The following is a 14,320-nucleotide window of genomic DNA, read 5'->3' as shown; positions in this document are numbered from 1 at the left end:
TAAATACGGCATTTTTTATGGGGTTTATATGGATAAAGCAATCAAAGATATCGTTATTATTGGTGGTGGCTCAGCAGGATGGTTAACGGCAGGCATCCTCGCTAAAGAGCACAGTGATCGTGTCAATATTACCTTGATAGAATCTCCTCAAATAGCCACGATTGGCGTTGGCGAAGGCACATGGCCCTCGATGCGCAACACACTAGAGCGAATTGGCATCAAAGAATCAGATTTTCTGGCCCAATGTGACGCATCATTTAAACAAGGCTCTCAATTTATTGACTGGGTCGATAAATCCAAACACGACAAATACTATCACCCTTTCATGACACCTGATGGCTACGGCCATATTGATTTACACGCCGTTTGGCACAGTGCTAACTCTTATCAAACCTTTGCAGATACCATTAATCATCAAAGCACTATTTGTCAGAAAGGACTAGCACCTAAACAAGCGTCAACTCCTGAGTATGCCGCCGTAACAAACTATGGCTATCATCTCGATGCCACTAAATTTTCCAACATGCTGCAAAACCATTGTACAACCCACTTAAAAGTTATTCATATACTTGCTCACATCACCGATATTCAGAACGATAATAATGACTTCATTGAATGTATTCATACGAGTAATGGCGAAAAAATTTCTGGTGATTTATTTATTGATTGCTCAGGTGCAACAGGGTTATTAATTGACAAACATTACGGTATTACACTCAAAAATCAGCAGCATGTACTATTTAATGATCGTGCTATAGCCGCGCAAGTTCCTTACCTTGAAGATGACTCCCCCATTGAACCGACGACTCTATCGACGGCAAAATCAGCAGGATGGATTTGGGATATCGGACTAACTTCGCGACGAGGAACTGGATATGTTTATTCTTCCGATTACCTATCACAAAGCGATGCTAAGAGAGAGCTAGCTAACTATATTTCAGCTAGTATTGGCAAAGAGAAAGCCAATGCATTAACCTATAAAACCATTAAATTTACACCGGGTTATCGTGAAAAATTCTGGCATAAAAACTGTGTTGCAATTGGTATGTCATCTGGCTTTATAGAGCCATTGGAAGCATCAGCGCTGGCAATGGTTGAATTGTCGATTTCATACCTTAGTGAACAGCTACCATCGTCTCAAACACACATGGGTATTATTGAAACACGATTTAATCAACAATTTGAATATCGCTGGCAACGAGTCATTGAATTCCTCAAACTACATTATGTACTTAACAGACGCGATGATAGTCAATATTGGGTAGATAATAGAAATGAGCAATCGATTCCTAAACGATTACAGTCACTGCTCGCCCTGTGGCAATATCAGCCACCCAGTAGATACGATCTAGAGCAACAACAAGAAATATTCCCGTCATCAAGTTATCAATATGTTCTTTACGGTATGGGGTTTAAAACTGAACACTCGCTACTAACCTCTTCACAACAAGCAATTGCAAAGCAATTAATTGATCGCAACCAAGACAAGATACAACAATGTATTCAAGGGCTCCCTGCCAATAGGGCGTTATTACAATTCATCACTAAGGCTACTGCATGAATAATAAAATAAAAAACGTCGTCATTGCAGGCGGTGGTACAGCCGGTTGGATGGCCGCAGCTGCACTCTCTAAGCTCATTGGTTCATCTATCAACATTACCTTGATTGAATCGGATGAAATTGCAACAGTGGGTGTCGGCGAAGCAACTATTCCCCCCATCAAAACATTTCATAAGTTACTCGGTATCGATGAACAAGAAATGATGCGAGAAACACAGGCGACATTTAAACTCGGTATTGAATTTCAAGACTGGCATAGCCCTAATAACGCGTATATTCATTCCTTTGGTGTGACCGGAAAAGAGTGTTGGGCTGGCGAATTTCATCACTTCTGGCTTCATGGGCTGCAACGAGGCCACCAACAAGACTTTAGCGAATATTGTTTTGAGTTACAGGCAGCAAAAGCCAATAAATTCGGCTTATCTAAGAGCCTACCGATTAACTATGCCTATCATTTTGACGCGTCACTTTACGCCAATTACTTAAGAAAATTCAGTGAATCACTCGGTGTTAACCGCCGCGAAGGAAAGATTGAAAAAGTGATAAAATGCCCACAATCGGGTCACATTACCCAGCTCAATTTGCAAGATGGTAGTGTCATCGTTGGCGACCTTTTCATCGACTGTACTGGTTTTAGAGGCTTATTGATCGAACAAGCATTACACACGGGTTATGAAGATTGGTCACATATACTTCCTTGTGATAGCGCTGTTGCGGTGCAAACAGCTGCAACACAAGAAGCAATCCCCTATACACGCTCCATCGCTCATCAAAGTGGCTGGCAATGGCGGATCCCGCTTCAAAATCGCGTTGGTAATGGTTTGGTATTTTGCAGCAAATATATGTCAGATGACGAGGCAATTTCATCACTTCTTGGCAACATTGAGGGGGAAGTGCTTACCCAACCGAGAGTCATCAAATTTAAAACGGGACGACGCCGTAAAGGATGGAATAAAAACTGTATAGCATTAGGGCTATCAAGCGGTTTTATTGAACCACTTGAATCAACAAGTATTCATTTGATCATGTCAGGAATCATTCGTTTGTTACGATTATTTCCATTTAACGGCGTTAGCGATAGCTTAGTCAATGAATATAATAATAAGTTGGATTCAGAGCTTAATGCGGTGAGAGATTTTATAGTATTGCATTACAAGGTAACCCAACGCGATGACAGCGAATTTTGGCGTCATTGCCGACAGATGGATATTCCAGCATCATTGGCTCACAAAATACAGCTGTTTGAAGAAAGTGGCCGTGTATTTTTAGATGACGGCGATATATTTCGTGTCGACTCATGGACTCAAGTCATGCTGGGGCAAGGGCTTATGCCAAAGCAACATCATCAAATTGCAAATATTATGAATGACAAAGAGTTAAAGCAGTTCTTAACCGGCTTAAGAACGTCGATTGCCAGCGCGGTATCGCAATTACCAAGGCATGGAGATTTTGTTTCTCGTTATTGCCCCGCTAAATAAATTGCTATGGAGCGCCTTTAATCGTCAAAGGCGCTCTTTCCAATCTATTGACAGCTGACATGCTTGATTGTGTCATTTAATACTGCCTTGGGCGATAAAATAACCTTGCTAATAGCCACCACATTGGGCGAGCTCGCACTTATGGCAAAGGGTGATACGATGCGCTCAAACGCAGCACCTTGAGCTTTAAAACACTGTAAATCAATTGCAATGCTATGCCATTGTTTAATGTCTACTTCGTTAAGTAACGGCGTTATATTTACACCTGCGTTGCAATTTTTCTCACAAATCATCTCAACCTTAAGCTGATTTCTTACTTTCTCAAAAGGCGCTATATCAAATAACAATACCGAGTCACTTTCTAAACTTGCACGCAAGTCTTCTGGAAAGTTACTTTCAAGTTGATATCTCGCATGGCTATCGCCAATAAAGGAAAGTAATCGGGCATCTTCCTGTACTTGTCTGTCGATAGCTTTAACAGTGATAGCGCTATTGGTTTGTAAACTAGACTCTATTAACTGTCTGCCAGTTTTCGATATCAATGCTGAACGCCACGGTGCTTGCGGGCTTCTCTCAAACACAACGCGCTCAACAGATTGATTCGTTGCGGCTTTGCTTTCATCAAGGTTATTTGGAATATTAATCGCCTGATCATAAGTTAAGCCGTAACCGTAGTCGAACAAACCGGTGTTTTTATCACCACGATTAACAACCGCCTGTGTGCTATTTTTTGGCCAAGTAAACGATAATTTTCCTTTGAAATCGTGATTAATTTCGCCGCCCGCTTTTCGTAAAATAACGTCGGCAACGCCGTTTCCTTCTGAGCCAGGTAACCAAACAGCAACAAAGGCATCACTGGCGTTAAGCTCAGCATTTACCCACAACGGTCGGCCGCTAATAAACAGTGAAACAACTTTTACACCGTCTGCTTTTAACTTCTTAAGTAGCGCCAAATCCTTCTTATTACCCCGTTGATATTCTAAATTGTCGATATCACCATGTCCTTCAGCATAAGGCTCTTCGCCAAATACAACGACAGCAACATCGGGCTTTTTAGAATAACTGCCATCAACGCTTAAGCTCACTGTTCCGCCAGCAGCCAACACCGCTTTTTCAATACCCTGATAAATCGAAGTACCGCCAGGGAAGTCACTGTTTTTGTTGCCTGTTCCCTGCCAAGAGATTGTCCAGCCACCAGACTGTTTACCAATATTATCAGCACCATCACCAGCCACAAGAATGTGCTGTTCAGGAGATAATGGCAGTAGTTGGTTATTATTTTTAAGTAATACTAATGACTCTTGCACAGCCTGACGGGCCACCAATCGATGCTCTGGCGCACCAATTAACTCAACTTTGCCAGACAAAATACGATTTGCAGGGCTCGGCTTGGTAAACAGTCCAGCTCTAAACTTAACTCGTAGAATACGAGAAACCGCATCATCAATTCTTGCCTGACGAATTTCGCCATTCTTTACTTGTTTTATCAGATTAAAATATAAAGGCTTCCATGCCTTTGTCGGTACCATGAAGATATCGAGTCCAGCATTAACTGCCTGCACACAGCTTTCATTTGTACAACCAGCCACTTGACCATGGCCATTCCAATCACCAACAACAAAGCCATCGAAACCCATTCTGTCTTTTAAAACATCGTTTAGTAAATATTTGCTACCGTGATTTTTTTTACCATGCCAGCTATTAAATGACGCCATAACAGACTGAGCACCGGCAGTTAACCCGCCTACATACCCTTGCGCATGAATATTAAATAAGTCTTCTTCTGATGCTCGACTGTCTCCCTGATCATCACCTTTTTCAGTACCGCCATCACCCAAAAAATGCTTTACAGTACTAATAACTCGTTTGTCATCAAGAAAATCTTTACCAGCGTGACCTTGCAATCCTTTAACAATGGCGCTGGAATAGGATTTTACAATGTCAGGATCTTCAGAGTATCCCTCGTAAGTACGTCCCCAACGGTCATCTCGAACAACAGCAACAGTCGGCGCAAATACCCAATCAATGCCTGTCACCATGACCTCTTTAGCGGTGATAGCTGCAATGTCTTCAACCAATGCAGGATTATTCATCGCTCCCAAGCCGATGTTATGTGGGAATAATGTGGCACCTATTACATTGTTATGTCCGTGAACGGCATCTGTCCCCCACATCGTTGGGATAGACGAGCCATCTAAACTATCGTCAATCGATGCCATGTACATCGCTTGTGCTAAATTAATCCAATCAGCAGGCGGCGCCTTTTTATCAGCGGTCGGAAAAGACCCGCCACCGTTAAGATACGAGCCAAAACCAAATTTACGCATGTCATCAACAGTAATATCGCGGATTTCAGGCTGAATCATTTGTGCAATTTTTTGCTCTAATGTCATTATTGCCAACAGATCTGCAACTTGCTTTTCAATCACAGGATCGGACTTTACTTCAATCGCTAGTTTGGGCCAAACAGGGTTAACCGCTGATGCCTCTTCAGCAAACAAGCTACTACATAGACCAACACCTACAACTGCAAATAGGGCTTTAATACCTTTATTCATTGTCTTTCCACTCTTATTTTTATTGTCACTGGACAAAATTACGTTCGCACAATTAATAGTTGACGTTTTTCAGATAAACAACTAACCTTTAAATGTAAGCGCTTTCATTCGCCATTTAAAACCAATGTAACGTAAATAGCAAGCGTAATAATCAGTCATAAAATATAAGATAGTTAAATAGGTATTGTCGATGTCCAGCAAGTTATCTCTGCCACAAAACTCAAAAATGTTAAAACGTGACTTCACCTATGGTGTTGCCACTGCGTCATTTCAAATTGAAGGAGGCGTAGAACAAAGACTTCCTTGCATCTGGGATACCTTTTGCGATACCCCAAATAAAATATTAGATGCTTCAAATGGCGATATCGCCTGCGATCATTTTAATTTATGGCAAGAAGACATTGAGTTAATTGATAGCTTAGGTGTCGATGCTTATAGGCTATCCATCTCGTGGCCACGAGTTATCACCAAAGATGGCGAATTAAACAAAGACGGCGTTGACTATTATCTAGCTATTCTTAATCGCTTAAAAAATAAAAACATCAAAGCATTTGTTACGCTCTATCATTGGGACTTACCACAGCATTTAGAAGATAATGGCGGTTGGTTAAATCGCGATACGGCCTATCAATTTAAACATTATGCTGATCTCATAAGTCAGGCATTTGGCGACCTTGTTTATGCCTATGCCACACTTAATGAACCTTTTTGTAGTGCTTACCTTGGTTATGAAGCCGGTATTCACGCACCAGGTCTCGTTGGTCAAGAATATGGGAAGAAAGCAGCGCATCATTTGTTATTAGCACATGGCTTAGCCATGCCAGTATTAAAGGCTAATAGCCCAAATTCCCAATGTGGCATAGTGCTCAACTTCACGCCTTGCTATCCAGAATCAGCGAGTGAAGCAGATAAAGCAGCGACGTCCTATGCAGATGACTACTTCAATCAATGGTATATAAAACCGTTATTTGATAAGCAATACCCCAACATCTGCCAACAACTACCCGCTCATTGCCAGCCAGACATACAAGCGGGTGATATGGAGATTATTGCCCACTCTATCGACTTTCTTGGCATTAACTTTTATACGCGAGCAATTTACCGCCACCACGATGACAAAAAGTTCGAAGAGTTGCCTGCACGAGCACCTAGAACCGATATTGGCTGGGAAATTTATCCGATGGCATTTTATGAACTATTAACCTCACTTAATGATTTATATACCCTGCCGCCCGTTTACATTACAGAAAACGGGGCAGCGATGGCTGATAAGATTACCGATAGTGTTGTTAATGACACAGACAGAATTGACTACTATCAATCCCATCTAAACGCTGTTCATAATGCCATTGAAGACGGCGTTGATATTAAAGGTTATTTTGCGTGGAGTTTAATGGATAATTTTGAATGGGCAGAGGGATATACTAAACGATTTGGTATAGTCTATGTTGATTATAAAACGCAGCTAAGAACCGTTAAAGCAAGTGGACTCGCTTATAAACATCTAATCAGCGAGCGAACATAGGATACTTATGAACCAACTTCCCCTGTATGAAAAAATTGGTTATGCAACTGGCGATGCTGCGGCTAACCTTGTTTGGCGCGGAGCACTGGCTTATCTTGCTGTTTTTTACACTGATACTTTTGGGATAACCGCCAGTGCTGCGGCTTTGCTATTTCTAGTCGTTCGATTATCTGACGGCATTACCGATATTGTGATGGGGATGATTGCAGACCGTACGCATACTCGTTGGGGAAAGTTTAGACCTTGGATATTATTTTCAACGCCATTCTTAGCCTTAATGATGGTGCTTTGTTTCACGACACCAGATTTAAGCGAAAGTGGAAAGCTTATTTACGCTTATGCAACCTATATTGGGCTAACATTGGCCTATACGATGAATAATGTGCCCTATTCAGCGCTGATGGGCGTGATGACAACGAGTCATTCGCAACGTACTAGTTTATCTGGATTTCGATTTGCAGGTGCCTTCGCCGGTGGATTGTTAGTCATGGGATTCCTACCAGATCTTGTCGCTTATTTTGGTCAAGGTGATGACGCAAAGGGCTACCAAACAACGATGTATGTCTTTGCAGGGCTGCTCATTGCGCTGATGATAATTACTTTTGTGTCAACCACTGAGCGTGTCGCTGTTAAGCAAGAGTCGAATCAACCTTTATCCGGCGAGTTAAAGGATCTAGTGAAAAGCTTACCTTTTATCATCCTTCCATTATTGGCTATTACGTTATTCTTTTATTACCGCGATTTGGTTAGTGGCATATTCTTTCTCATCATCATGGCATTAATGACATTTTTTATTAAAAAGCTCCTCAATAGCGATACGAGTAAATTAAGTACAACTCAACGTGACATCGTCGATTTACTCACCAATAAACCATGGTTAGTGCTATTAGGCATTGGTTTTTTAACCATGATGTTTAATGGCATCAAATACGGCGTAATTGCCTATTATTTTAAATACATTGTTGGCAGTGAATTGCTTGCTGGGCAATACTTTATTGCTTTATTAGTGGTATCCATTCTAGGTGCACTGGCTACAAGCTCTTTAGCGAAACGTTTTGGCAAACAACAACTATTCATATTTTCACTGATTGCCAGTGGACTATTTACCGCATCGTTTTATTGGATTTCAGGCGACAATCTAATCATAGTATTTACCTTAGGTTGTATTGCTGAATTTTTCGCGGCCATGATGCCAACACTCTTTTTTACAATGTTGGGGGACTCTGCTGATTATTCAGAGTGGAAAAACAACCGCCGTGCGACTGGGCTTATCTATTCAGCAGGTACCTTTGTACAGAAGGCTGGTGGTGGCTTCGCTGGTGCACTTGTACTCATTGTACTTGCAAGTTTTGGCTATGACGGTATGGACAAGGCATCTATCGAAGGTTCGATTCCTGGGATGTATTTATTAATGAGCTTTATTCCTGCAGTCTTCGCATTTGTGGGAGCCATGCTGATGATTATTTATCCATTAAATAGCAAATTCATGAATGAAATTTCTGATGAGTTAAAGCTTAGACATGCTAGTTGAACCTATCGTTACATGATAAAATTTATACATCATTGCAAGCATTCGAATCATCGAAAAGGACAGTATGGCGACAATATATGAAGTATCTGAATTAGCTGGCGTTTCATTGGCCACGGTTTCGCGAGTCATCAACAATAAGACGAAGGTCAGTGAAAAGACGGCCAAGAAAGTTCATGATGCAATGGCGCAGCTAAATTATCGCCCTAATTCCATCGCTCAATCCTTGGCGTCTAACCGCACTAATAGCATTGGCCTAATGGTAACAGGTTTAAATGGTGCCTTTTTCGGCCAAATGATGGCAGGAATAGAATCGACTCTTCGAAAAGCTGGAAAGCATGTGATTATCACCACTGGTCACAATGAAGAAGCGAGAGAAAAAGACGGCATCGAATTTCTTAAAAGCAGAAATTGCGATGCGCTAATTATTCATGTTGAAGCTGTTTCAAATGATTACCTCATCGAACTATGCCAAGGAGACATCCCTGTCATTGTTATCGGGTGCTATATCGATGAAATTAAACAGCACTGCATTGAACTTGATAATGAACTTGGTGGCTATCTTGCAGCGAAAGCAGTATTAGAAGAAGGCCACCGTAATATTGGCTATATTTCTGGCCCAGAAAATAAGCTCGATGCTCAGCAACGATTAGTCGGCCATCAACGTGCCTTACGTGAATACGATTGTAAGCTTGGCGCTGAGTATTTTTATACCGGAAATTATATTGATACAGGCGGTCGCGACGGCTTGAAACATTTCTTAGATAACAAGCAATCAATCACCGCATTAGTGTGTGCCAATGATGAAATGGCCTCAGGGGCGATGACCTATGCCAGAGATCACGATCTAGAGCTTCCGAAAGAACTATCCGTCGTTGGTTTTGATAATGTTATCTTTGCAAGACATATCTACCCACAGCTCACCACGGTAGATAATCCGGTTTATGAAATGGGAATGATGGCAGCGAATATGGTACTAGAAACTGTTTATCAACAACAAAACCTCAAAATTCAACATCACTTTAAACCTAAACTTGTCAAAAGAAATTCAGTCTCGACTATCAATTAAGCATAAAAAAAGGAAGCATTAAGCTTCCTTTTTTAAACACTGAAATAAGTGCTATTTAATGACTTTCAGAAAAGACCGATCCTTTTTAGGCGCACTCTTTTCTTCTTGTTCATCATCTTGTGGCGTTGAAGAATGTTCAAGTTGAATTTCATTAAGCATGTTATCAACCTGCTCAATATAAAAATCCTCCTCCTCAAACATCGTACCGGCGCCATTCTCTCTTGCATATATTGCGACAATAGCAGCCATAGGAATAATTAACTGAAATGGTTTACCGCCAAAGCGCGCACTAAATACAACACGCTCATTACTCATTTCAATATCACCTATAGCATGAGGTGCAATATTTAATACAATTTGTCCGTCTTGAACATGTTCACTTGGCACCTGAACACCGGGAATATCAGCATTCACTACAAGATGCGGCGTCATTTCATTATCAAGTAACCATTGATAGAAAGCGCGCAATAAATATGGACGATTCGGACCCATCATTATTTCAATCGAATTTCGCGTTCTGCATCAGTCAATGATGCTTGGAACGATTCACGTTCGAATACGCGTTGCATGTATAAACGTAGCTCTTTACTTGCGTTGCCAGTTAACTCGATGCCTAGCTCAGGTAAACGCCATAATAGCGGTGCTAAACAACAATCAACTAAGCTAAAGTCTTCACTCATAAAGTAAGGCATTTCAGCAAAGATAGGAGCGATAGCTGTTAACTCTTCGCTAAGTTGCTTACGAGCACCTTCGCTCTTAGAACCATCAAGTTCGATTAATTCAACAAGTGAATACCAGTCTTGTTCAATGCGATGCATCATTAGACGGCTCTTAGCACGTGCAACTGGGTAAACAGGCATCAATGGCGGATGCGGGAAACGCTCGTCCAAATATTCCATCACGATGTCAGCTTTATAAAGCACTAGATCACGGTCAACTAACGTAGGTACGTTGTTATATGGATTAACTTCAATGAGTTCTTCAGGAAGGTTATCTGGGTCTACCTGCTTGATATCAACGTTAACGCCTTTTTCAGCTAATACGATACGTACTTGGTGACTCATCATGTCTTTTGCGCCTGAATACAGCTGCATTACTGAACGCTTGTTGGCAGTTACGGCCATTGATACACTCCAATTTTTTTAATTTTCAATTTACTTAATTAACGTTGTAATTAAGTCCTCGATGATGGCGCTTAGTATAGCAGCATTTGCAGAGTTGATGGAGTTTTACGACTCAATCGCTTGGCTAGCTTAGTCTAGGTCGATGTCAATGCTTAAGAAAAAAAAAGGAGAGCCGAGGCTCTCCTTTTAATTAACTTGAATGCTTACTAATAATGATTAGTGAACATCTCTCCAGTATTCTTTCTTAAGTAAGTAAGAAAGAATGAAGAAGATAGCTAGGAAACCGAGTACCCATTTACCAGTATTTTGGCGTTCGAGCTTTGATGGCTCACTTGCGTAAGTTAAGAAGTTAGTAATATCACGTACAGCAATATCAAACTCATCATCGCTCATCTCACCTGAACCGTCAGTGGTGATGATAGCTAGACCATGCTCATCTTTTACAAGTACACGATTACCATCAGCATCAGTTGTAAATTCAGCCGTTGGAACACCTTGTAAGCTCTGAAGAACATGCGGCATACCAACATCTTTAAAGATGCTGTTATTTACACCAAATGGACGTTCAGGATCAGCATAGAAGCTCTTTAGGTACGTATAAACAAAATCAGTACCACGAACGCGCGTAATCATCGTTAAATCAGGAGGTGTTTGGCCGAACCATTTAGCGCCTTGCTCGTCATCTACTGAGTTATACATCAGATTACCCACTTTCACGCCTGTGAAAATCAAGTTATCAATCATTTGCTCATCAGTAATACCAATATCGCGAGCAACACGATTATAACGTTGATAGCGAGTATCATGACAACCGAAACAGTAATTCATGAACAGTTTAGCACCGTTTTGTAATGACTCTTTATCAGTCAAATCAATTGGCGCTTTCATTGTTGGAGCGCCACCGCCTGCTGCCATTGCCAATGTCGGGAGCAATGCAACTAATGCAATAATTAACTTTTTCATTAGTGTGAAATCCTCTCTGGTAATGGCTTCGTTTTCTCATTTTTACTGTAGAACCACAGTGCAATGAAGAAACCAAAGTAACCAACACTCGTCACCATACCTAAGAAATTATTAAGTGGTGAAGCTGCTTTAGTACCTAAAATACCTAGTACAACAAAACAAATACAAAACTGAATAAGGTTAACTTTATGCGCTGTCGAACGATAACGTACAGATTTAACTGTTCCGCGATCAAACCAAGGTAATAAGAATAACATTACAATAGCGCCAAACATTAAACCGGCACCCATCAGCTTATCAGGGATAACACGTAAGATTGTGTAGAATGGACCAAAATACCATACTGGCGCAATATGCTCAGGCGTCTTAAGCGGATTTGCTGGCTCAAAGTTAGGCTTCTCAAGGAAGTAACCACCACCCTCTGGCGCAAAGAAAATGACCGCACAGAAGAAGAATAAGAAACCAACAACACCCATAATATCTTTAACAGAGTAATAAGGATGGAAAGGAACCGCATCAACAATGTCGTATTTTTCACTGTATTGCTTATGGTAAGTAAACTTGCTTAACTCTTCAGGAGCAACACTACCTTTTGGCTTTTTAATATCAATGCCTTCAGGATTATTTGAACCTACTTCGTGCAATGCAACGATGTGTAAGAATACTAAAATAACTAAGACTAACGGCAATGCAATAACGTGTAACGCGAAGAAGCGATTTAACGTAGCACCAGAGATAACGTAATCACCACGAATCCATAATGTTAAATCATCACCAATCACAGGGATTGCGCCAAATAGCGAGATGATTACCTGTGCGCCCCAGAACGACATATTACCCCAAGGTAATAAGTAACCCATAAAGCCTTCAGCCATTAAGACAAGATAAATGAACATGCCGAACAACCACAATAATTCACGTGGTTTTTGGTATGAGCCATACATCATACCACGAAGCATATGTAGGTATACAACAACGAAGAATGCAGATGCACCTGTTGAATGCATATAGCGCAGTAACCAACCGTATTCAACATCACGCATGATGTATTCAACTGATGCAAAAGCTTCTGCACCTGATGGCGTGTAGTTCATTGTTAACCAAATACCCGTTAGGATCTGATTAACGAGTACTAGCATTGCTAAAGAACCAAAGAAATACCAAAAGTTAAAGTTAACAGGCGCAGGGTATTGACCCACGTGCTTGTTAAACGTTTCGGTCATTGGAATACGTTTATCAATCCAATTTACGATATTAGTCAGCATTATGCATCTCCCTTATCAACACCGATGAGTAACACGCCATTGTCTAAGTAACTATGAGGTGGAACAACAAGGTTTAATGGTGCAGGAACATTGTTAAATACACGTCCAGCCATATCAAATTTCGAACCGTGACATGGACAGAAGAAACCATTTGCAACGCCTTCAACGATTTCGTTGAAATCACCAGCACGGTACGTAGGCGCACAACCTAGATGAGTACAAACACCTAATGCCACTAAGAATTCTGGATTTGGTGAACGGTGGCTATTAACCGCGTATTCTGGTTGTTGGTCTTCAATTGAATCAGGATCTTTTAACTGATCATTGTGCCCTGATTTCAACTGCTCTAATACTTCATCAGTACGGCGAACAACATATACCGGCTTACCACGCCATTTAACCCTAACTAACTGTCCAGGCGACATTTTGCTTACATCGTACTCCACTGGAGCACCTGCAGCTTTTGCCTTTTCACTTGGGTTCCACGATTTGATAAAAGGTACAGCAACACCTACGGTGCCAGCACCACCAACCACTGCCGTAGCAAGGGTTAGAAAGCGGCGACGACCATTGTTCTCTGGCGCACTACTCATCCACATATCTCCTGTTTAGATGCTTGGGGAAAGCATCACTATATTTACGGTTATTATTCTAATCGACAAAAATCAGCTTAAAAATGCTAACTCACCTTAGTGTTTTAGTTTTTAAATTAATAACGACTAAAGCCAATTCTGCCTAGCAGACAGAAAATTTTACAAATTATAAGCGTTTTAAAACGAAAAATCACAGCTTATTCATTGGAAAAAGGTATAAATTTTTCGTTGAAGAGCGATTTAAATCAATTTTACTTCACGTCAGGATAGAAAATAGTCAAATTGAGAAAATTGCATCAATAATTAGTTATGTAACGAACCAATAATACCAATTGCATTAAGTAAGTGATCTTGTTGTGCGTAGAGAAAATCAGCTAAAACAAGGCGCTCGATTGACTAATAGCTGGCGATTAGGATTGAGAGCAACGCCATTTTAGTTAATTTTAACAAGTACAAGTGGGCAAATATTTAATGCAATTGGTATAATCATTATTCGCTCACGTTAGTCATTAGTCGTATGGGGGGCATTTTTTCACTTAAAACTGCTACTGTAGTCGATTGAGGTAAGAAATCTTTGGCACTTAGACCTTGTATAAATGAGCGCTCACGAGACTCAGTTCTGGTTCTGGCTTCGCACTAGCCCTAAATCCATTTAG

The 14,320-nt window shown here is 40.9% G+C and carries 11 protein-coding genes; 5 read left to right on the top strand and 6 right to left on the bottom strand.

Annotation, left to right across the window (positions count from 1 at the left end; translation table 11 throughout):
• The first annotated feature begins 28 nt into the window (after window positions 1–28).
• A complete protein-coding gene (locus ACMAZF_RS02405) occupies window positions 29–1,561 on the top strand; it encodes a tryptophan halogenase family protein (protein WP_435277160.1) in 1,533 nt (510 codons plus the stop codon).
• Window positions 1,558–3,039, top strand: coding sequence for a tryptophan halogenase family protein (locus ACMAZF_RS02400; protein WP_435275901.1), 1,482 nt, complete (start codon window positions 1,558–1,560; stop codon window positions 3,037–3,039). Before ACMAZF_RS02405 ends, ACMAZF_RS02400 begins: the two co-directional genes overlap by 4 nt.
• A 44-nt stretch (window positions 3,040–3,083) precedes the next feature.
• On the opposite strand, the gene ACMAZF_RS02395 is transcribed toward ACMAZF_RS02400, so the two are convergent.
• The gene (locus ACMAZF_RS02395; RefSeq protein ID WP_435275900.1) at window positions 3,084–5,597 is read right to left on the bottom strand and encodes a glycoside hydrolase family 3 N-terminal domain-containing protein; all 2,514 of its coding nucleotides are present in this window, start codon (window positions 5,595–5,597) and stop codon (window positions 3,084–3,086) included.
• Window positions 5,598–5,787: 190 nt separating this feature from the next.
• On the opposite strand from ACMAZF_RS02395, the gene ACMAZF_RS02390 reads away from it, so the two are divergent.
• The 3 genes from ACMAZF_RS02390 (at window position 5,788) to ACMAZF_RS02380 (ending at window position 9,719) form a co-directional block, all read left to right on the top strand.
• Window positions 5,788–7,122, top strand: coding sequence for a GH1 family beta-glucosidase (locus tag ACMAZF_RS02390; protein ID WP_435275899.1), 1,335 nt, complete (start codon window positions 5,788–5,790; stop codon window positions 7,120–7,122).
• A 7-nt stretch (window positions 7,123–7,129) separates the two neighbouring features.
• Window positions 7,130–8,653, top strand: a complete 1,524-nt coding sequence (locus ACMAZF_RS02385; protein ID WP_435275898.1) for an MFS transporter — start codon at window positions 7,130–7,132, stop codon at window positions 8,651–8,653.
• 64 nt (window positions 8,654–8,717) lie between these two features.
• Window positions 8,718–9,719, top strand: a complete 1,002-nt coding sequence (locus tag ACMAZF_RS02380; RefSeq protein ID WP_435275897.1) for a LacI family DNA-binding transcriptional regulator — start codon at window positions 8,718–8,720, stop codon at window positions 9,717–9,719.
• A gap of 51 nt (window positions 9,720–9,770) precedes the next feature.
• Here ACMAZF_RS02380 and ACMAZF_RS02375 read toward each other — a convergent pair whose 3' ends face one another.
• The 5 genes from ACMAZF_RS02375 to petA all read right to left on the bottom strand — a co-directional run bounded on the left by ACMAZF_RS02375 (window position 9,771) and on the right by petA (window position 13,664).
• Complete coding sequence (locus ACMAZF_RS02375; protein ID WP_435277159.1) at window positions 9,771–10,211, bottom strand: ClpXP protease specificity-enhancing factor; 441 nt, start codon at window positions 10,209–10,211, stop codon at window positions 9,771–9,773.
• Between the two features lie 2 nt (window positions 10,212–10,213).
• Complete coding sequence (gene sspA, locus ACMAZF_RS02370) at window positions 10,214–10,843, bottom strand: stringent starvation protein SspA (protein WP_435275896.1); 630 nt, start codon at window positions 10,841–10,843, stop codon at window positions 10,214–10,216.
• Window positions 10,844–11,059: 216 nt separating this feature from the next.
• Window positions 11,060–11,806 (bottom strand): cytochrome c1, encoded by a 747-nt coding sequence (locus ACMAZF_RS02365; RefSeq protein WP_435275895.1) that lies wholly within the window; start codon window positions 11,804–11,806, stop codon window positions 11,060–11,062.
• The gene (locus tag ACMAZF_RS02360) at window positions 11,806–13,071 is read right to left on the bottom strand and encodes a cytochrome b (RefSeq protein ID WP_435275894.1); all 1,266 of its coding nucleotides are present in this window, start codon (window positions 13,069–13,071) and stop codon (window positions 11,806–11,808) included. Before ACMAZF_RS02360 ends, ACMAZF_RS02365 begins: the two co-directional genes overlap by 1 nt.
• Window positions 13,071–13,664 carry a ubiquinol-cytochrome c reductase iron-sulfur subunit gene (petA, locus tag ACMAZF_RS02355; RefSeq protein ID WP_435275893.1) on the bottom strand — a complete coding sequence of 198 codons (594 nt, stop codon included), beginning with the start codon at window positions 13,662–13,664 and terminating at the stop codon, window positions 13,071–13,073. Before petA ends, ACMAZF_RS02360 begins: the two co-directional genes overlap by 1 nt.
• Window positions 13,665–14,320 lie beyond the last annotated feature (656 nt).

It is taken from the genome of Psychrobium sp. nBUS_13 (assembly GCF_051201665.1).
Lineage (GTDB): Bacteria > Pseudomonadota > Gammaproteobacteria > Enterobacterales > Psychrobiaceae > Psychrobium.
The sequence above is the reverse complement of the archived record's forward strand: the minus strand, read 5'-3'. Positions and strand labels throughout refer to the sequence as shown.